This is a genomic window from Pseudomonas sp. W17 (assembly GCF_040268305.1).
GTDB classification, from domain to species: Bacteria; Pseudomonadota; Gammaproteobacteria; order Pseudomonadales; family Pseudomonadaceae; genus Aquipseudomonas; species Aquipseudomonas protegens.
On record NZ_CP158490.1, the window covers coordinates 5,190,134 to 5,209,339 of the forward strand.

The 19,206-nt window shown below is 48.0% G+C and carries 19 protein-coding genes; 3 read left to right on the forward strand and 16 right to left on the reverse strand.

The annotated features are described in order from the left end of the window. Positions 1-9: 9 nt before the first annotated feature. On the reverse strand, positions 10-1,704 hold the full coding sequence (gene kdpA / locus ABCR88_RS23655; RefSeq protein ID WP_350403620.1) for a potassium-transporting ATPase subunit KdpA: 1,695 nt from the start codon (positions 1,702-1,704) through the stop codon (positions 10-12). Positions 1,705-1,715: 11 nt separating this feature from the next. Then, positions 1,716-1,805, reverse strand: a complete 90-nt coding sequence (kdpF, locus tag ABCR88_RS23660; RefSeq protein ID WP_019092894.1) for a K(+)-transporting ATPase subunit F — start codon at positions 1,803-1,805, stop codon at positions 1,716-1,718. 342 nt (positions 1,806-2,147) lie between these two features. Between kdpF and eat the strand changes: the two genes are divergently transcribed. Both eat and ABCR88_RS23670 read left to right on the forward strand, forming a co-directional pair. Further along, positions 2,148-3,512, forward strand: a complete 1,365-nt coding sequence (gene eat, locus ABCR88_RS23665) for an ethanolamine permease (protein WP_011062570.1) — start codon at positions 2,148-2,150, stop codon at positions 3,510-3,512. A gap of 132 nt (positions 3,513-3,644) precedes the next feature. Continuing rightward, entirely contained in the window at positions 3,645-3,812 is a 168-nt protein-coding gene (locus ABCR88_RS23670) for a DUF2897 family protein (RefSeq protein ID WP_011062571.1), read from the forward strand. A gap of 44 nt (positions 3,813-3,856) precedes the next feature. On the opposite strand, the gene ABCR88_RS23675 is transcribed toward ABCR88_RS23670, so the two are convergent. Together ABCR88_RS23675 and ABCR88_RS23680 are read right to left on the reverse strand one after the other, a co-directional pair. Beyond that, complete coding sequence (locus tag ABCR88_RS23675) at positions 3,857-4,708, reverse strand: DUF1989 domain-containing protein (RefSeq protein WP_011062572.1); 852 nt, start codon at positions 4,706-4,708, stop codon at positions 3,857-3,859. Between the two features lie 15 nt (positions 4,709-4,723). Continuing rightward, positions 4,724-5,377 carry a GntR family transcriptional regulator gene (locus ABCR88_RS23680; protein WP_041119412.1) on the reverse strand — a complete coding sequence of 218 codons (654 nt, stop codon included), beginning with the start codon at positions 5,375-5,377 and terminating at the stop codon, positions 4,724-4,726. Positions 5,378-5,568: 191 nt separating this feature from the next. Here ABCR88_RS23680 and ABCR88_RS23685 point away from each other — a divergent pair, with 191 nt between their 5' ends. Beyond that, entirely contained in the window at positions 5,569-6,129 is a 561-nt protein-coding gene (locus ABCR88_RS23685) for a TetR/AcrR family transcriptional regulator (RefSeq protein WP_041119413.1), read from the forward strand. A 25-nt stretch (positions 6,130-6,154) separates the two neighbouring features. Here ABCR88_RS23685 and ABCR88_RS23690 read toward each other — a convergent pair whose 3' ends face one another. The 12 genes from ABCR88_RS23690 to ABCR88_RS23745 form a co-directional block, all read right to left on the reverse strand. Beyond that, a complete protein-coding gene (locus tag ABCR88_RS23690) occupies positions 6,155-6,949 on the reverse strand; it encodes an SDR family oxidoreductase (protein ID WP_041119414.1) in 795 nt (264 codons plus the stop codon). A gap of 201 nt (positions 6,950-7,150) precedes the next feature. Further along, a complete protein-coding gene (locus ABCR88_RS23695) occupies positions 7,151-7,480 on the reverse strand; it encodes a helix-hairpin-helix domain-containing protein (protein WP_011062576.1) in 330 nt (109 codons plus the stop codon). Positions 7,481-7,590: 110 nt separating this feature from the next. Next, complete coding sequence (locus tag ABCR88_RS23700) at positions 7,591-9,579, reverse strand: nucleoside-diphosphate sugar epimerase/dehydratase (protein ID WP_041119415.1); 1,989 nt, start codon at positions 9,577-9,579, stop codon at positions 7,591-7,593. 53 nt (positions 9,580-9,632) lie between these two features. Beyond that, entirely contained in the window at positions 9,633-10,649 is a 1,017-nt protein-coding gene (locus ABCR88_RS23705) for a glycosyltransferase family 4 protein (protein WP_052470424.1), read from the reverse strand. Beyond that, on the reverse strand, positions 10,646-11,626 hold the full coding sequence (locus ABCR88_RS23710; protein ID WP_015636565.1) for an SDR family oxidoreductase: 981 nt from the start codon (positions 11,624-11,626) through the stop codon (positions 10,646-10,648). The genes ABCR88_RS23705 and ABCR88_RS23710 overlap by 4 nt, the downstream gene beginning before the upstream one ends. Next, a complete protein-coding gene (locus ABCR88_RS23715) occupies positions 11,626-12,783 on the reverse strand; it encodes a glycosyltransferase family 4 protein (protein WP_041119416.1) in 1,158 nt (385 codons plus the stop codon). The genes ABCR88_RS23710 and ABCR88_RS23715 overlap by 1 nt, the downstream gene beginning before the upstream one ends. Before the next feature lie 768 nt (positions 12,784-13,551). Next, positions 13,552-14,457 carry a glycosyltransferase gene (locus ABCR88_RS23720; protein ID WP_052470425.1) on the reverse strand — a complete coding sequence of 302 codons (906 nt, stop codon included), beginning with the start codon at positions 14,455-14,457 and terminating at the stop codon, positions 13,552-13,554. Then, positions 14,457-15,752, reverse strand: a complete 1,296-nt coding sequence (locus ABCR88_RS23725; protein ID WP_144404876.1) for an O-antigen translocase — start codon at positions 15,750-15,752, stop codon at positions 14,457-14,459. Before ABCR88_RS23725 ends, ABCR88_RS23720 begins: the two co-directional genes overlap by 1 nt. Next, the gene (rffA, locus tag ABCR88_RS23730; RefSeq protein ID WP_041119417.1) at positions 15,739-16,881 is read right to left on the reverse strand and encodes a dTDP-4-amino-4,6-dideoxygalactose transaminase; all 1,143 of its coding nucleotides are present in this window, start codon (positions 16,879-16,881) and stop codon (positions 15,739-15,741) included. The genes ABCR88_RS23725 and rffA overlap by 14 nt, the downstream gene beginning before the upstream one ends. A gap of 1,057 nt (positions 16,882-17,938) precedes the next feature. Then, positions 17,939-18,274, reverse strand: a complete 336-nt coding sequence (locus ABCR88_RS23735; protein ID WP_350023076.1) for a Wzz/FepE/Etk N-terminal domain-containing protein — start codon at positions 18,272-18,274, stop codon at positions 17,939-17,941. Positions 18,275-18,488: 214 nt separating this feature from the next. Further along, positions 18,489-18,776, reverse strand: coding sequence for an integration host factor subunit beta (gene ihfB / locus ABCR88_RS23740; RefSeq protein WP_073698965.1), 288 nt, complete (start codon positions 18,774-18,776; stop codon positions 18,489-18,491). A gap of 140 nt (positions 18,777-18,916) precedes the next feature. Beyond that, on the reverse strand, positions 18,917-19,198 hold the full coding sequence (locus ABCR88_RS23745) for a hypothetical protein (RefSeq protein WP_041119418.1): 282 nt from the start codon (positions 19,196-19,198) through the stop codon (positions 18,917-18,919). Positions 19,199-19,206: the final 8 nt, after the last annotated feature.

A 19,206-nucleotide genomic window follows, 5' to 3' on the forward strand; every position in this document is an offset into this window, starting at 1 on the left:
ATCAGGTCCTCAGAATCCCATGCTCAGGTGTTCGGCGATTGGGCCCAGCGCCAGGGTCGGCAGGAAGGTCAGGCCGCCCACCAGCAAGATGGTCACGGTCAGCAAGGCCACGAACAGCGGGCCATGGGTGGGAAAACTGTTCTGGCCGATGGGTGCGGTCTTCTTCATCGCCAGGCTGCCGGCCAGGGCCAGCACCGGCAGGATGTAGCCGAAGCGACCGATCAGCATGCCCAGGCCCAGCATCAGGTTATGGAACGGGGTATTGGCGCTGAAGCCACCGAACGCCGAGCCGTTGTTGGCGCTGGCCGAGGTGTAGGCGTAGAGCAGTTGACTGAAGCCATGGGGCCCCGGGTTGCTGATGGCTGCTGCCGGCCCCGGCAAGCTGGCGGCCAGGGCGCCCAGGACCAGGACGCCGATGGGCATCACCATCAGGGTCACTACCAGCAACTGCACCTCCTTGGCCTGTAGCTTCTTGCCCAGATATTCCGGGGTGCGACCGATCATCAGCCCGGCCAGGAACACCGCGATCAACACGTTCAGCAACATGCCGTAGAGGCCCGCGCCGACGCCGCCGAAGATCACTTCGCCGACCATCATGTTGATCAGCGCCACCATGCCGCTCAGCGGGTTGAGGCTGTCGTGCATGCCATTCACCGAACCGTTGGAGGCCGCAGTGGTGGTCACCGACCAGAGCACCGTGGCGGTAGTACCGAAGCGGGCTTCCTTGCCTTCCAGGGGCGCAGCCTGCTCTACCGCTGCGTTCTGTAAGGCCGGGTTGGGTTGATACTCCGCCCACAGCGAGGTAGCACCGCCGATCAGGAACAAGGCGAACATGCATGCGATGATCGCCCGGCTCTGACGCAGGTCCTTGAAGTAATGGCCGAAGGTGAACACCAGGGCCACCGGAATCAGGATGATCGATACCAGTTCGAACAGATTGCTCCAGGCCGTGGGGTTCTCGAACGGGTGCGCCGAGTTGACGCCGAAGAAACCGCCACCGTTGGTGCCCAACTGTTTGATGGCAATCTGGCTGGCGGCCGGGCCCAGCGGAATAACCTGGTCATTGCCCTGCAGGGTCAGGGCATCCACGTAATGGGCAAAGGTCTGGGGTACGCCCTGCCAGACCAGGAACAGCGCCAGCAGCAGGCACAGCGGCAGCAGGCCGTAGAGGGTGGCGCGGGTCATATCGACCCAGAAGTTGCCCAGGGTGCGCACCGAACGCCGGCCAATGCCGCGGCACAAGGCAACCAGCACCGCCAGCCCGGTGGCAGCGCTGACGAAGTTCTGCACGGTAAGGCCGACCATCTGGCTGAGGTAGCTCAGGGAGGCTTCGCCGCTGTAGGACTGCCAGTTGGTGTTGGTCATGAAACTGACTGCGGTGTTGAACGCCAGCGTCCATTCCTGCCCCGGAAGATGCTGCGGATTGAGCGGCAGGTGATCCTGAAACAGCAAGATGGCAAACAGCAGGACAAACCCGGACAAATTGAAGGCCAGCAGAGCCAGGGTGTATTTCTGCCAGCTCTGCTCAACCTGTGGATCGACCCCGGAGATTCGATAGCAGACACGCTCCACCGGGCCCAGAACCGGGGTCAGCCAGGTGCGCTGGCCCTCCATCACCCGGTAGTAGAAGCGCCCCAGCCAAGGGGCGGGCAACAGCACCAGGGCGAAGAAGGCGAGGATCAGCCAATAGTCATAACTGTGCATAACCGCAGCTCCTAGTTCCGATCCGCGCGCAGCAGCGCAACCAATAGATAAATGAACAGGCCCACTGCCAGCAGCAGCGACACCGCGTCCAGAATGTTCATGGAATGTCTCCGTGGTACGGCGATTGCCGCGAATGCAGGCATTGTCCGCAGGGTGCCTGTAAAGGAACGAGATCGACGGGGTGGGCAGCGCATAAAGAAAACGTAAAGACTGGCGTCATCCAGCCTTTACGAGGGGCAATGAAGCGCATCGCTCGCCTCTGGAGCGCGGCTGCCCCGATGCGAGGCATCACGCCCCCATGCACTGAAGGTCAATAGTGCTAAAAATCGGCGAAACATCCTCGATACGACAGCTTTTCGTGCTTTACGACGGTGTTCCAGGAACTGGCATGGGCACTGCACAGAACAGCCGCGAGCACGTCCTAATCGTTCAGGGAGCAACCGATGAACACACAACTCAAGCCCACCTTGGGCACGCTGCATTTATGGGGCATCGCAGTCGGACTGGTGATTTCCGGGGAGTACTTCGGCTGGAGCTATGGCTGGGGCGTGGCAGGAACCCTGGGGTTTCTCGTGACCTCGCTGATGGTGGCGACCATGTATACCTGCTTTATATTCAGTTTCACCGAGCTGACCACAGCGATTCCCCACGCCGGCGGCCCGTTTGCCTACAGCCGTCGCGCCTTTGGTGAAAAAGGCGGCTTGATCGCGGGGCTGGCCACCCTGATCGAATTCGTCTTCGCCCCTCCCGCCATCGCCCTGGCCATCGGCGCTTACCTGAACGTGCAATTCCCGGCCCTGGATCCGAAACATGCCGCGGTTGGCGCCTACATCGTATTCATGGGCCTGAACATTCTCGGGGTGAAACTGGCAGCCACCTTTGAACTGGTGGTCTGCGTGCTGGCGGTGGCCGAACTCCTGGTGTTCATGGGCGTGGTGGCCCCAGCCTTCAGCTTCAGCAACTTCGCCCTCAACGGCTGGGCAGGCGCCGACGCCTTCGGCGCCCCGGCAATTGCCGGGATGTTCGCCGCCATTCCCTTCGCCATCTGGTTCTTCCTGGCCATCGAAGGCGCGGCCATGGCTGCCGAAGAAGCCAAGGACCCCAAGCGCACCATTCCCAAAGCCTATATCAGCGGCATCCTGACCCTGGTGCTGCTGGCCATGGGGGTGATGTTCTTCGCCGGCGGCGTGGGGGACTGGCGCAGCTTGTCGAACATCAACGACCCGCTGCCCCAGGCGATGAAGACCGTTGTGGGTGACAGTTCCGGCTGGCTGCACATGCTGGTATGGATCGGCCTGTTCGGCCTGGTGGCAAGTTTCCACGGGATCATTCTCGGCTACTCGCGCCAGTTCTTCGCCCTGGCCCGGGCCGGTTACCTGCCTGCCTCCCTGGCCAGGCTGTCGCGCTTTCAGACGCCACATCGGGCAATCATCGCCGGCGGCCTGATCGGCATCGCCGCCATCTACAGCGATGGCCTGATCAACCTTGGCGGCATGACCCTCACTGCCGCCATGATCACCATGGCGGTGTTCGGTGCCATCGTGATGTACATCATGAGCATGCTCAGCCTGTTCAAACTGCGCAGGGCGGAACCGAATCTGCCACGCAGCTTCCGCGCCCCGGGCTACCCGCTGGTGCCGGCCATCGCGTTGGCACTGGCCGCGGTCTGCCTGGTGGCCATGGCCTGGTTCAATGCCCTGATCGGCCTGATATTTCTGGTGTTCATGGCCCTGGGCTTCATCTACTTCCTGCTGACCGGGCAACTGCGGGCCGACGCGCCGGTGGACGCCATGCTCACCGGCCGTTGAACCGCGCTCTGCTCGCACCAGGCGGATCAGGCATACAATGGAACCACTGCGAAGCGCTTTAACTCAAAGCGTTATAGGCAGGCCCGAAGGCGAACCTTCGCCTGCGGGCTACTGCCCATTAAGGAGAGCCCTATGCCCTGGTATGCCTGGTTGATTCTGGTGGTTGCTATCGGTTCTATCGTTGGCGGCTTGATGATGCTGCGCGACACCGCCAACAAGGTCGAGCTGACCGATGAGCAACGCAAGCGCGTGGCCGAGCGCAACGCACAAATGGATGCCAAGGAAGCGCAGGATCGTTAAGCCTACAGCCCCTTCACCCTAACGTGCAGGGGCTGCCTGGAAGCTCAGCGCTCCCATTCGGCCTTGGCAATGTGCAACCCGTGCTGGCCCTTATAGGCTGCACGTTGCGGCTGGCTCCAGCCTTCGAGCAGCGATTCGTCCAGACGATAGATTTCCACTCCCAGTGGACGGCACACGCTTAACGGATCCTGAGCTTCAGGCCCCCACATCGGCAAGGACAGATCTCCGCCCGGACAGGTCGACAATGCACAGAGCAGGTCGATCTCGGCGAAGAACTCCAGATAATCCCCCTTCTGCGCCGGGCAGGCCTTCATGAAGTACATGTCGTCATGGTTCAGGCCCGTGCACTGGAAGATGTTCAACACATCATGCACATCGAACTCGGTCAGGCCATGAGGCAGCACTGCCCGCGTCAGGTTGGAATGGCAGTGATGATGAAAGTCCTCGCCGGTAAGCATGCGATTCACATAGGGGTCGCAACGGGTGCCCAGTAGATCGTGCAGGCGGCCACCATGCTCGTCGATGCCGTAATGGGCCAGACTGTCATCGGTGATGGTCACCAGCGGCCGCAGAAAAGGCAGGTTCGACCAGAGCCGGTCGTGGGTACTGACATGCGCCCCCTGCAACTGCCGGGTGCGCGCAGCCCAGAGGCGCTCACGCGGATCGTTGGCATTCCACACGTTGAAGTCGCCCACCTGCGGCCCTACCGGGGTGGTCACCCGAAATACGTGCCCGGCGGGCACCTTCCAGGCGCGTCCGGTACGGATCGGAACCTCGAACTGCTCGATCAGATGGCGTTGGCCCTGATTGTGCCGAATGCGTTCGTAAAACGCCTTGTCCACCTGTAGCGCCGAACCTTTGCTGACCTGATAAGCCGCTGGATAGTCTTTGTACATGGGTATCGCCCTCATTCAGTGACACAGGGATTGGTCGAGCATGTCCAATAGCAGGCGCTCCGAGTCGTCCAGGTACAACTCCATGGCCTCGATGGCGGCCGCCTTGTCACCCTCCAGAAGCCATTCATGGATCTGTCGGTCGCGGACCAGCCAGGGCGCCTGAAACCGCGCCTCATCCGGCGCCGTACAAAACACCAGGCGCAACTGCGCCACCACGTTGGTGAAGAACTCATCGAATAGTGGCGAGCCCAGCAACCCCACCACATGCTGGTGAAAACGCAGGCCATGGGTTCCCACGGCTCGCCAGTCCTCGCGCTCCCGGGCAAGCTCCGCCGCTTCGATGGCATCGAGCATGCGATCGGACTGGTACTCGCGTAGCGGGCGAGCATTGGCGATGGCCTGCAACTCCAGGGTACGGCGCACTCGGAACAGATCCCGCACGTCATCAGCACCAAGGCGACGGACCACCACGCCTTTGTGCCGCACGTACCAGGTCAGCCCTTCCTGCCCCAGGCGGTGCAGGGCTTCACGGATGGTATTGCGTGAGGCGTTATAGGCACTGACCAGTTCGCTTTCCACCAGCGCCATTCCGGGCAATAAACGACCACCGATGATGTCAGCCCGCAGTTCCACAGTAATGTGGTCCGCCAGGGATAGTCCGTCGCTCATGGGGCACCTCACGATTGTTCAACAATTCATGAACAGCAGGTAATCACTTATCGTGCCAACTTCAATCACCCCTTATGCCCTCACGAAAAGCTGTCGGGAAGCTGTCAACGCTGACAATCCCTGCCTAGAAGTAGGGGCATGATCTGATAATCCTTGGTTAAAATGGCCTTCTAGTTGCGGAGGTTTCTCAAATGCGTTACTCGCCAGACCATAAAGCCCAGACTCATCAACGCATTATCAAGGAAGCTTCAGAACGTTTTCGACGTGACGGGATAGGTGCAACAGGTCTACAGCCCCTGATGAAAGCCCTGGGGTTGACCCATGGCGGCTTCTATTCCCACTTCAAGTCCAAGGATGAACTGGTAGAAGAAGCCCTGCGCGCCGCCGCCCAGGAGCTGGACGCCCATTGCGCTGCACTGTTCGCACAAGAGCATCCACTGCCAGCCTTTATCGATAACTACCTCTGCGAGTGGCACCAGAAGTCCCCTCATCAAGGCTGCCCGCTACCGACCATGAGCTCGGAACTCGGCCAGCGCGGGCAACCCAGTGCGACTACAGATGAGGTGCTCAACACCAGGCTCGAACAACTAGAATCGGTGCTGGAAGGCGAACAGAAAGCCGAGCGAAGCCTGATGCTTATGTCCACCTTGGTCGGTGCACTCATGCTTTCTCGTAGCGTGGAAAACCCGGAGTTGGGAACTCGGATACTGGAGGTGGTTCGCGAGGGCCTGAAGCAACAGGAGCGGGGCTGAAGCGATCCGCTCCAACCTACTCTCCTTATTTATAGCGAGCGGCCGCACTGCTCCTGGACAGATTGGGGCCAAGAGCCAAGCGCGCCGCCACCAAAGCCTGCCAATCCGCAGGATCGGGTAGCGAAGGCAATGTAATCAACTCACCCTGATCCAAGCCGCTCAACGCCGCATCGACCATCTCCTGTACCTCCATCACCATTTCCGCCGGAATGGCCTTGGCATCGAGCCCTGAACGCTCCCAGATTTCGGTACGAGTGACACCCGGCAACACAGCCTGTACACGAACGCCGCTGCCCTTCAACTCAGCCTGCAGCGACTGAGTCAAACTGAGTACATATGCCTTGGTTGCACTATAAGTCGCGTTGAAACGCTCAGGAATCAAGGCCACCACCGAGGCAATATTGATAATCGCCCCACGCCCAGTCGCAGAGAAACTCGTTGCAGCCACCCCGGCCAGCCGGGTCAGTGCCACTACATTGAGCTGAATCATGTGCTCCATCTGATCCAGGTCGGCGCCAGCCATAGCCCCGTTGGCAGCTACTCCCGCATTATTCAGCAGCAAGCTGATACGGGAGTCGTCGCGCAAACGTTGCTCGACATTCAGTAAGTCCTTCTTGAGCGTCAAATCCGCCTTCAACACCTCCACTTGCACGTTATATTTATCGCTCAACGCATTGGCTGCCACCTTCAAACGTCCCTCATCTCGAGCAACCAGCAACAAATCGAAACCTCGCGCCGCCAGTCGCTCGGCATAAACCGCTCCAATACCGGATGAGGCCCCAGTGACCAATGCTGTACCTTGGGATTGAATCGAACTCATAGCTGGACTCCTGACAATGCATGAAAGTAATGAGCGCCTTCGGCCAGAAACATTTGGCGCCCAAAAATATTATTACCATAATATTTTCGAGCCATCATGAAAATAATCAATCCAGGCGATAGAGATTCACTGTCAGCTACCCCACTCATGAAATGCAAAAGGCCGGTCAGAGACCGGCCTTCAAACGTTATGCGGGAGAACTCAATTAACTTCGAGCTTATCCAGATTTCGTTCCAGAATTGCCCTGCCAATCCCCTTGACCTCCAGCAACTCGTCCACAGAAGCAAAGGGCCCATTTTCTTCCCGATAAGCGACAATCGCCTTGGCCTTGGCAGCCCCCACCCCAAAAAGCTCGCGTTGCAGCACAGCCTCATCCGCCGTATTGAGGTTGACCTTGCTCGCTTGAATCGGCGCCTGCTCCGCCACTTGCGCAGAACCGGGCTGGGTCTTAGGACCCGGCGCTGCTTGAGTGACAAGTGCAAAGCTGGCGAGAAAAGCAAAGATCAATGAGGTGAAAAAAGAGTTACGCATAGTGACGCTCCATGACATCGAGTAAGGAAAGCAGCTTTCCAAAGCTGCCTTCCAAACCTAGGTGATGCAGGGGACAAGTCAAAATGTAGATGGTTACTGTTTATGTAAACTTATGGTTGTAAACGGCGTTGTTGATAAATCCAATCGACAATTTCACCGTCTGGCGTATAGCCACTCACTGTTTCACGCAACAATTGGCGGAATGTGACGTAATCATCTTGATGAACAGACTCAAGCATCTTAGCTAGGTTGGTTTTCAACACACCCCAAGGCAAATAATCTTCATTAGCTGTCATAATCATCGGGTGTGGAGTGATAGAAACGTTATCACCTATTAATAGCTCTTCGTAAAGTTTCTCACCGGGCCTCAACCCGGTAAATTCGATAGCAATATCACCATGAGGCATTTTTTCCGAGCGAACAGTCAGACCTGAGAGATGAATCATTTTCTCAGCCAGTTCTACAATTTTTACCGGTTCTCCCATATCCAATACAAATACATCCCCGCCCAAGCCCATCGACCCCGCTTGAATAACTAGCTGTGCAGCTTCAGGAATGGTCATGAAATATCGAGTAATTTTAGGGTGAGTAACAGTCAAGGGGCCACCAGACTGTATTTGTTTATGAAACAATGGAATTACAGAACCTGAAGAGCCCAGAACATTACCGAAACGAACCATTGTAAATCGAGTGTTGTTTCTTATCTGTTCACAACCAGCCACATCAAATAAAACTGGATCTTTTTCTCGACTAAGTGCTTGTAACGTCAGCTCAGCCAAGCGTTTAGTGCTTCCCATTATATTGGTGGGACGAACTGCCTTATCTGTAGATATCAAGACAAAATCTGTAACACCAGACATCAATGCTGCCTGGGCTGTATTAAGCGTGCCGATTACATTATTAAAAAAGCCTTCGGAAATATTATGTTCTACCATTGGGACATGCTTATAAGCCGCAGCATGGTAAACTGTATTAACTTTCCAGGTAGTCATTATATCAACGAGCTTTTCATGACTTTTTATAGTGCCAAGAATAGGTAATACCTTTACGGAAAGTGACTCACGAGCAACACGCCCTTCTAGCTCGGAAAAAATACTATAGAGATTAAACTCGCTATGCTCGAACAACAACAATACAGTAGGACGAAGAAGCAATATTTGCCGACATAGCTCGGAGCCAATGGATCCTCCGGCGCCAGTTACAAGAACTACCTTCTTCGTCACACAGCGTTCAAGCAAATCCTCTTGAGCCGGAACTGCGTCACGTCCTAGCAAATCAGCAATATCAACAGCCTGAATATCATCAACTTTCACTCGGCCACTGGCGAGATCCATAAACCCGGGAACACTTCGAACATGAAGAGGATAGTTTTCAAGAAAGCTCAAGATCTCACGACGACGCCCACGGCTTGAAGAAGGAATGGCCAAAAGAACTTCCTGCGCTCCAGTTGCATCAATCATTCGTTGAATATTTTTGGGCTGATAAACATGTAGTCCGGCGATTACCCTGTCTGCAATGCTCTTATCATCGTCAATAAAAGCAACAGGACGCATTGCTCGCCCCATCCTCAACGCCGCAACCAGTTGATTACCAGCAGCGCCTGCTCCATAAATAGCAACTTTAGGAAGATTATTATCTGTATTGGAGAAAGGCATGTGTTGTGTTGTAGAAAACCAATCATCAAGGAAGTATTGACGCATTGCTAAGCGCAAGCCTCCAATCATGATGAGACTCAACCACCAGAAATTAAAAACAATAGAACGAGGAACTACAAACTTATGATTACTATAAACATAAACAATAACCCCCATTACCAACGCAGACAACGTCACAGCCTTAGTAATAGCGATGAGTGCATCGGTACCAAAATAACGTAAAACTGCTCGATATAGACCGAAATGGATGAATAGTGGAATAGAAACTAAAGGTGCAAACAGGAAAAGCCATGGGTGCGCCTCTAATGGATTGGCAATTTCATCAATGCCAAGACGTACAAGGAACGCTAACCACAACGCAAGCCAGACAAGCACAGTATCTACTGCGACTTGGATCAAGCGTTTTTGGCGCCTCGGAAGCTCAAGCAACCACTGACGAAACATACTAATACCCTTCTTAAATAAAAACGCCACAGACGTAAACCAGAACCCGCATCTCAGTTCTCTCTTGCGCCGGCTTTGTAGAACACTGCAAGAAGAATCAAAGGTACATAAGCTATTATAAGACCAATAACTCCTTCGAGCTTTTCTGTACCCACAAGAAAGCCTAGTGGTAGTAGCCAAATTATATTTACAAACAACACTGCCAACGTTACCGGAAAATGCCTACCGTAACGCCTCGCTGCAAATTGATAAGCATGGCTGCGATGCGCCTCGTACAGTTTCTCCCCTCTTAATAGCCGACAGAAAAGAGTAAACGTCGCGTCGACAATGAAAACACCTAGAAAAATCAACCAACTCCAAAATAACGATGGATTAGTCCAAGCAGCCTGCAGGGCAAGCAAACCAAGAACTAATCCAAGAAATCCGCTACCTGCATCGCCCATAAAAATTCGAGCAGGGGGAAAGTTCCAGTACAAAAAACCCAAGACCGCAAGAGCCAGGCCCAAAGGAGCCCAAGCTAAGTCATAGCTACCAACTATCCAATATAAGCCTGCGCCAGCTAAACAAACAAACACCGCCTCAATGGCAGCCAGACCGTCAATACCATCCATAAAATTATATAAATTAAGCATCCATACTAAATAAAAAACTGCAAAGATATGTCCTGCCCATGCCAATTCAACATATACATTAAGTATAAGCATAGATGGCATCCCACCCAATAATGCCACCCCCAAAATTGCGGCTGTAAAGTGCCCCAATAATCTCCAGCGAGCGGGAATATGCCCATGGTCATCGAGAAACCCGATAACGGCAACCATCCCCCCTGTAACTGTAAGAGCTAACATAGTAAAAAATTGCAGATTACTGGTAATCTCTAAAACGATGGCACTGATTATAAAAACAACAACGATAGCCACCCCTCCGCCCCTAGGAGTGGGAACAGTATGAGAGCTTCGGGAGTTAGGTATATCAATAAGGCTATTAGATAAAGCGTATCTGCGTAAAACTGCAGTCCCCATCAAGGAACCAACAAACGAAAAGAACATCACCCAGTACACATTGCTCATACGCTTTTTTCCACAAAGACTGCCGCGGTTCTTTTTAACGCCTCGTTAACGTTTACTGCGGGACGCCAACCTAAGAGAAGGCAGGTCTTACTTATATCAACCTGCAAGCTTCCACATAGGCGTTGCGAAATTGCCTTACGTCCTAAGAGAGTTAAAAATAATCTAAGCATACTACTTGGAAATGGAAAAACTCGGCTTTTTACACCCAATGCATTTGCTGCTTTCGCCAACAACTCACTTGTAGAGAGATCTTCATCATCACTAACAAGAAAAGTTTGATTTGCAGCACTCTCATGATGCATAGACAGAATAACTAGATCAATTAAATTTTCAATAAAAACCAGACTACGCTTATTGTTAATCGACCCTAAAGGCAAGGGGACCCCTCGCTTAACCCACGCAAGCATAGCCTCAAAATTTGCTTTTACTCCTGGTCCATAAACCAGTGTAGGACGAATAATTACCACCTCCATACCAGTTTTCAAAGCGAGCTGGCGGAGAGCAACTTCAGCCTCATGTTTGGATACACCATATGGATCAACTGGGTTAACTGGATCATCTGCACAATAAGGTCGTGCAAGGCTAGTAGCCTCTCCATTAACTTTTATGGAGCTAATAAAAACAAAGCGACGCACACCGGCCTCAGCGGCTTGACGCGCCAACTTCAAAGTACCATGAAAGTTTACTCTTCTATATTCGTCTAGAGCAGTAGCGGAACTTTCGTTCATCACATGCACTCGTGCAGCAGCGTGAACAACTATAGATACGCCGGCCAAAGCTACAGCCCAGTCCGTTTCCGGGGATACATTGGCAGCATATACATTATTTGATATAAGCTGCAAATCACCTTCAGAGCGAAAAACTGATATGGGAATATAAGCCTCATGTAAAGTAAGTGCACGAACTAAGCAGCCCCCGACAAACCCTGCTGCCCCCGTTACCATGACGCGCTGTTTTTCCTCAAAGACTTCGTCCATCAACTTATAAACGCCTTATACTCTTTCAGCAGCAACTCCGAGCATCTGGAAGAACTAAAATTTTCCGAGGCTCGACGGTGTGCCTCAGCGCCCATAGAGTATCTCATCGATGGATTAGACAATAGCGTCCAGATCCCTTCTTCCAGAGATACGGGATCTGCAACTTTAACTAGCAAACCTGTCAGCCCGTCTAAAATCGCATCAGACAAACCATAGATATCGGTCCCTACTGAAGGGATCCCCATCGCCCCCGCTTCAATGATAACCGTGCCAAATCCTTCACGGTAACTAGGCAAACATAGCAAGTCTGCGACGGCCATATATCGTTCAGGCTCGCGGTCGTAACCGACAACTTTAACATGCGACTTTATATATTCAGGAATGCTATCAATAATTAGTTGACCTTCAGGCTCAGAAGGCCCAACCAGCACAAGAAATACATCACTGTCTTTCGCAGATATCCTCTCGAAAGCCTGAACTAACTCACTAATCCCTTTATCCGGTGTTATTCGGCCAACATATAGAACCACCTTGCTACTTTCTGAAATACCAAGTTTTGACCTCAAATCCAAGCATGTACTTTCTGGAAAGTATTTCTTATTGAATCTTTCTAAATCTATACCCGCGAGCGACCCAGCCCCCAGAACTGATATTCTCTCTGGCTTAATAATACCATTCGAAATTAGAAATTTCATTTGGCTATGGCTATCTGCATAACAGTGCGTATTGAGTATACCGACAAGCTTATCGCACGCTCTTAGAAGTGAGCGTTTTAAACCAGACATAGTTACCCATGGCTGCCCAGTAAATGTATGCAATCGAACGGACCGTCTAGCAAACAGACCCGCAATAGAACATAACAATCCTGCTTTCGGTGTAGTTGAGTGAATTATATCAAAATTATATTTTCGAAAAGCCTTTATCAAAAGAAACAAACTTAAAATATCTTTTTTAATATTAATTTTACGTTCAATATTAATTGGTAAAAAATTAAATCTCTTATTTTCGAGCAACCTACCAACCGATTCATCAGCACTTGAAATGGCCGTCAAATCAACGCCAGACATTGCCAACTGCTCAAATTGAGTCTCTAGTTGCGTCACTATGAAAAACGAAACTGTGGAAACCCTAGCAACCCTGATTGCTTCTTTTGTCACCCACTAAGCCCTCGCCCGATTAAAACTCAAACCAAAAAAATAACGTCGCCACTCATAAACCCCAACCTTATCCAACGGCGAGAAAATAGCATATTTATGAAAAAAAGTCACCGAACAGGGTGATACCTACGAACAAGGACAAGTATTTAATTAGCATCAATTATTTTAAATACTCAAAAAAAAACAACTTTCGAGAACTTGCGCGAAGTATACAAAATTAAAATTGGATAAAATACCCAAAAACAAAGACCAATCCGATCACTATAAAAAAAGAAACCAAGGTGCACACATGAAAAAGATAAAGCCCAGACCCATTTGATAGATTGAATAACCTGAGAATCAGAATTAAAGCTACCAGCAGCGAGAAATACATCCAAAAGCCACATCGCCAGTTAGCAATAAGAAATAGCAAAAGAAAATGTTATTAGAAAAAATAGTGTTTGATGCCCCCCCCAAAAAACAAAAAAACTCATCAGCAAAACGAATGAAGTTTCTATTGTTTGAAAAGGGTTATCAACCCCGCATCCAGATAGTCATATAACTTTATATAAAACCAAGTATCGCTATCTGTATAAAATTAACGTACAGCAATACTCTGAGAAACAAATCCTATGGCCCGCAGCACCACAAAAAACTCAGCTAAACACAATACCTCTTTAAGCGACCTTGATTTCGCCAAAAGCATTTAGAGTGCTAAAAAACAAAAAAAGAGATAACTATATAAACATCCAAACCATAGAGATTTCGATAAGTCATCTCTTCTCCAAATTATCGATTTTTCAATTTAGGACCAACCAGCCTTCGCACACCAAGTGTGTTGAGTACTTTTTTGGGCCGGAGGCAATATATATTGCGCAGCAAGAACAATGAACGTTTCAGCGAAAATCTATTAGTAGATCTTAGCATAGCCAAAAACGTAACAAAGTAGTTCGCATATAGATCACATCGTAAAACTTTATAGCTATCAAAATAACGCTCAATATCATCAAAATAGATAGAGTATGCCTTTAACTTTCCTGATTGTGTGGATAGATACGAACCCGCAGATGGATTGCATCTATACTTAACCAAAGTTTGGTTTATATAAACAGCTTTTCCTTCGGGAATTAAAGAGTCCATAGCAAAAAACCACTCCATAAACTCACGATTTATAACCGTTTTCCTTGAGCTTCTTCTATATGCATACGAACTATGGACAGCAACTGACCCCCAACGAGCAAGCTCCTCCCCCGAAACATCTATTGATCTTTCGGCAGAGTCTGGAAATTGTGTATCAGACAAGTATTTATCATCATCAGAAAAGTATACTGCTTTATGGAAGACGACATTGACTTGGGCATCTTCCTGAAACTCCTTATATTGAAGAGCTAACTTTCCAGGGAGCATTACATCATCACCATCAAAATGGAAAACGATGTCGCCTGAAGCCATTGAGTGTAAACCAAGATAGTTTAAGGCAGGCCCTACATTTTCTGAGCGGAGGTTTAGTTTGAGTCTCCCCTCATGCAAACGAGAGTACTCAAGAAGAACCTCTTGAGTTCTATCAGTAGAACAATCATCAGAGACTATAACTTCACACTCGAAATTTATTTCTTGCGACAGGATACTATCAAGACACTCTACAATATAGCGTTCTTGATTGTAGCAAGATACGACGACAGTAGCTGATAACATTATACTTCCCTTCTCCTATAGAGAAAAAAACCTGATACGGCAACCACAAAATATACAATATTCATCAACAAAGTAGCTAGGAATACACCTTTTAGACCGAGCCCCAAATTAAGAAAAATAGAGCTGGCACTAAAAAAGAATATCCCCTGCAGCAGTTCGCTTACGATATAGATTTTCAGTGCAGCCTTGGCTATAACTACAAAACCGATAACATAAGTCGAAACACGAAAAAAATCCGCAATTAATTGATACTTAATCAATGACTCTAATGACTCAAACTCACTCGATAATATTATTGGTATAATTTGCACTCTTAATAAAAAGAAAATGCTCGCCCCAAAAAGAAAAACAAACATCACGACTGCCATGAACCTCAACACTAAACTTGCGATTTCTTTTCTATTATTACTTCCTGAGATTGTAGGCATAAAATAGACTGCAAGGAATATGGTAAAAAAACCCATATATGCACTTGAAACTTTAATCGCCCCTTGCCATATTCCAGCTGACGCATAGCCTATGTGATTGATAATCTGTTGCCGAACTAGTATCTCTATCAGAGGTACGCTCACTGCTCCCACCAGGGCCATGGAAGTAAAAACGGATAGCCTTCTTATAGCTAGCGCATTAATCTTTGTTTTAATTTTGGCTCTAAAGAAAAAAGACCTACGATAAAAAAAATATGCTGGAATTGAATAAATAAGAAACATCAAAACCATTGAAATTGCGGCACCTACCAGCTGATAAAATCCAATTAGGAACCAGCTGATCGGTACAACTAGAACATTTCCTGATATCTGAATAAGTGCATATGTTTTAGTATCACGCAGCCCATTAGCGACACCGCACACTAGATTAACAAATGCAAAACCAAACTGAGCAAAAAATAAAAAAACTATTATTTTATAATATTCCTCGCTCTTAAAAATATAACCCGAGATATCTCGCGAAAAACAAACTCCAACTATACAAAAAAAAGTACAAAACAAAAGAGAGTATAATTTTGCTGAACCAATAAACTCAGCCAACCGTCGAGGTTGTTTTTTATACTCTGCTACATATTTGATCACTCCATTAGATATGCCGCCACCGGCCATCAGAGATAGCATAGCAACGAGGCTCATAAAGTTACCCAGCAACCCCATACCACCAGCACCTAAATAAACCGCAATCAGTTTTATCAAAATAAAACCAACTGCGATTTTAGATGTTTGAGAGGCGACAGTTAAAGCAGCACTCTGGAATGCATGTTTTCGACTAACTAAAATTCGACTTGCATTACTAGCAACATGCATTGACAGCCTCGACGACAGCATCCACTACAGTAGTTCTCTCGAGATCAGTCATTCCATACCAAATTGGAAGTCTGATTAAACGCTCGCTCTCAGATGTTGTAAATTTATCCTTACCAACAAAAGCACCAAGTCGAATACCCGCTGGAGCAGAGTGCAATGGAATATAGTGGAATACCGCACCAATCCCATTATTTTTTAAATACTCTAAGACCTTTGTCCTAATACCAATATCAGGAAGCTTAACGTAAAACATATGAGCATTACTTATACATTCTGCGGGAATTATAGGGAGCTCTAGCTTCCCATTAGCTGAAAGCTCACTGAGTTTTTCATAAAAAAATCTCCATGTTTTAATCCTAGACTCTTTTATTTCTTCAACTTTTTCAAGCTGGCCATACAGATAAGCTGCTTGAAGTTCCCCAGGAAGGTAACTACTGCCCAAATCCACCCAAGTATACTTATCAATCATTCCTCGAAAAAATAGATTTCTATTCGTCCCTTTCTCTCGAATGACTTCAGCCCTGAGTATAAAACTTTCATCATTTATAATTAATAAGCCGCCTTCGCCACCACTTGTATAGTTTTTTGTTTCATGAAAACTATAAGCTGCCATATGCCCTATTGTCCCTAAGGGTCTTCCTTTATAGAAAGATGTCATTCCCTGTGCGGCATCTTCAATCACATACAATCCATAATGATTTGCTATACCCATTATTGTATCCATTTCACAAGCAACACCGGCATAATGAACTGGAACTATGGCTTTGGTATTCTTTGAGATAGCCGCTTCAATAAGCGTCTCATCAATATTCATCGTATCTGGACGAATATCTACAAAAATAATTTTTGCCCCCCTTAGAGCAAACGCATTCGCCGTACTTACGAAAGTATAGCTAGGCATAATTACTTCATCGCCCGGCTGAATATCGATTAACAAAGCAGACATTTCTAAAGCTTGAGTGCAGGAAGGGGTTAATAGAGCTTTTTTGCATCCCAAACTTTCTTCAAACCACTTTTGGCAAAGGATGGTGAATTTTCCATCACCGGACATCTTATCACTACGCATAGCTGATATCACATACTGATCTTCACTTCCAGTATATGGTGGCTTGTTGAATGGGATATTCATTTTTCGTTTACATCCTTTAGCCAAAATACTTTTACATTTATTTAAAATAGTTAACCAATCTATAACTCATTACAAGCATATAACTTAAAACTTACCACCCAACAATAAAGATATTTCACATAAAGTATAAAATCATCTTGATTCCGTAGCATATACGAATAGTTTTTCAGCATCCTGCAACTGTTAGCTAGCTTACGCCAGTTTCACAACATGTGGCTTGCACTCAATAACATTTAAATTATACACAACTATCGGAAAATCTTAACCTTTACGGACTATTTTTAGCCTTGGATGGTCAAAATTCCACGCTCCCTTCCTCTCTGCAAAAGCTCATCGCGCGAGAGACGCCCCTTCATCATGCACACGAAAGCGACTTCTTATAATGATAAAGAGTAACAGACAGAGCCCCCCCCCTAACCCCGCCCCTACGAGAACCTCAATCAGGCTGATGAACATTTTTTATGGGTGTATGGGATTACCTATGCTGGCCATAGGTCCGTCTTTCAAACAAACTGATAATTCATCAGACTCAACAACCACTGAACTATAAAATATTCTTTGAACTAGTAGATATCGAAGCTCGTCAGCAAATAAACCCTTGTCTTTATTTTCTTCATTTCCTGCTTCAATAGTTTTCTTCTTAAGCGAAACCGAAGCCCCTGTACCATTTAGTGTAGAGCCCAACGCAAATATACTTGAGACATCTCACGCCCCCCCTAAGATCATCTACAGCTTCCTCCCCTTCAACCTCTCGCCGAATATCAATTTGTTTTGCCTAATAACTAGCTCGCATAGCAGCATCTGCATTTATATTAGACGCAACCTCACTTGCAGTCTTCCTCATAACAAGATCATATAACCCCCCAGCAAAAACACCAAGTCTTCTCCCTCAGGACCTCTAAAAGTCACAAGAACCGATTTAGGAGTCTCATTATCTTTAGAATCATTTCCTGCAGCTCGTTTTATAAATAGTTCATTAAACGAGATTCTCTCAGAGAACTCCTCATAGCTATTTATGCTTGAGTTAATTTTATATTTTTGCTCACTTTAGACTACCTCAGAATATGCTCCCAGAAAACTCTCTAAGATAGTTATCAGATCGAGCGTTACGAATAAATGTAGAGTAAATTTTAGCGATCGTTTCACGTATAGTATCTTCATCTTTCAGAAAGCTATAACCGATAATCGAAACGTCCCTAACCCCTGGTGGGTACAATAAAATTCGAGCTTCGTAAGCTGGCTTGATAATAAAATCGAAAACAGTAAAAATAAACGTCACAACTAATATACTGAATAAAAACAGCAACCGTTCAAACCATAAAATCCTTAGCAAGGTGAAGAGCTTTATTCGAATAGGGGAGAAAACCTCAGAGTGATCTGTTTCTATAGCCATTTAAAGACTCTGAGCAGCACATTGATAATAACTAGCCATTCCCGGACCAAGATTCACTTATGGATATATAGAATATAAAAATACTCCACCTTAACCAACATTCAAGCAGAGATAACTTTAATATTTATCTTATAATTTTAAAATATATATCTGCAACTTCAAAAAACAGAATTCAAAATGAGCAACATATAACTTTAAGTACAACTTTCATTATTTAACTTTCTTCTTCATTGACACGATCTCTCAACTCTTTACCCGGTTTGAAATGAGGCACAAACTTGCCATCCAGACTGACTGATTGACCAGTTTTTGGATTTCTGCCTACGCGAGGAGCACGATAGTGAAGAGAGAAACTACCAAATCCTCGAATCTCAATTCGATCACCGGTAGCCAGACACTGTGACATCTGTTCAAGCATGGTCTTTATCGCCAACTCGACATCCTTGGATGAGAGCAGCCCTTGATGGGTGACAATTCGTTCGATCAACTCCGACTTCGTCATATTTTTCCCTTCTTTTTCAAGCAGCTAGGTCAGTGCTTCAAAGGTTTTAGCATGCTCTGAGGGTTTTGAACAGCCCATCTACCACACTGATACAAACTCCTTTTTTGCAGAAGATGCAGTGACAAAAACGCAAAGCGGCCCTATCGACACATGACCAACATCGTTCGAGTCAGATAACCCGCCGGATTCCAACCGAAAGGATAATCCCCCTCCTCATCCTTGGCATCACTGGATTTTGTAATGACCTTGTAGCCATTGGCCTTACACTCACGTGCAGCACGCTTGTAGCATTTGTCCCAATCCGACCCCAGCCCCGAACAGTCGATCTCTATGCCACTGCCCCCGCGCACCGCATGGGTCTTTACACTGGTCGTACACCCTGCCAAAAGAAGAATCAAAACCACTACACCCAACCTGCTCATACTCTTCC

Bases quoted from the DNA above. Each gene is read 5' to 3' on its own strand.
- ABCR88_RS23675 (WP_011062572.1), bottom strand. From the start codon at position 4,708: ATGTACAAAGACTATCCAGCGGCTTATCAGGTCAGCAAAGGTTCGGCG.
- ABCR88_RS23690 (WP_041119414.1), bottom strand. From the start codon at position 6,949: ATGAGTTCGATTCAATCCCAAGGTACAGCATTGGTCACTGGGGCCTCA.
- ABCR88_RS23745 (WP_041119418.1), bottom strand. From the start codon at position 19,198: ATGAGCAGGTTGGGTGTAGTGGTTTTGATTCTTCTTTTGGCAGGGTGT.
- ABCR88_RS23705 (WP_052470424.1), bottom strand. From the start codon at position 10,649: ATGAGCAATGTGTACTGGGTGATGTTCTTTTCGTTTGTTGGTTCCTTG.
- ABCR88_RS23725 (WP_144404876.1), bottom strand. From the start codon at position 15,752: ATGCATGTTGCTAGTAATGCAAGTCGAATTTTAGTTAGTCGAAAACAT.
- ABCR88_RS23720 (WP_052470425.1), bottom strand. From the start codon at position 14,457: ATGTTATCAGCTACTGTCGTCGTATCTTGCTACAATCAAGAACGCTAT.
- kdpF (WP_019092894.1), bottom strand. From the start codon at position 1,805: ATGAACATTCTGGACGCGGTGTCGCTGCTGCTGGCAGTGGGCCTGTTC.
- ABCR88_RS23695 (WP_011062576.1), bottom strand. From the start codon at position 7,480: ATGCGTAACTCTTTTTTCACCTCATTGATCTTTGCTTTTCTCGCCAGC.
- ABCR88_RS23685 (WP_041119413.1), top strand. From the start codon at position 5,569: ATGCGTTACTCGCCAGACCATAAAGCCCAGACTCATCAACGCATTATC.
- rffA (WP_041119417.1), bottom strand. From the start codon at position 16,881: ATGAATATCCCATTCAACAAGCCACCATATACTGGAAGTGAAGATCAG.
- ABCR88_RS23710 (WP_015636565.1), bottom strand. From the start codon at position 11,626: ATGGACGAAGTCTTTGAGGAAAAACAGCGCGTCATGGTAACGGGGGCA.
- ABCR88_RS23670 (WP_011062571.1), top strand. From the start codon at position 3,645: ATGCCCTGGTATGCCTGGTTGATTCTGGTGGTTGCTATCGGTTCTATC.
- kdpA (WP_350403620.1), bottom strand. From the start codon at position 1,704: ATGCACAGTTATGACTATTGGCTGATCCTCGCCTTCTTCGCCCTGGTG.
- ABCR88_RS23700 (WP_041119415.1), bottom strand. From the start codon at position 9,579: ATGTTTCGTCAGTGGTTGCTTGAGCTTCCGAGGCGCCAAAAACGCTTG.
- ihfB (WP_073698965.1), bottom strand. From the start codon at position 18,776: ATGACGAAGTCGGAGTTGATCGAACGAATTGTCACCCATCAAGGGCTG.
- ABCR88_RS23680 (WP_041119412.1), bottom strand. From the start codon at position 5,377: ATGAGCGACGGACTATCCCTGGCGGACCACATTACTGTGGAACTGCGG.
- ABCR88_RS23735 (WP_350023076.1), bottom strand. From the start codon at position 18,274: ATGGCTATAGAAACAGATCACTCTGAGGTTTTCTCCCCTATTCGAATA.
- eat (WP_011062570.1), top strand. From the start codon at position 2,148: ATGAACACACAACTCAAGCCCACCTTGGGCACGCTGCATTTATGGGGC.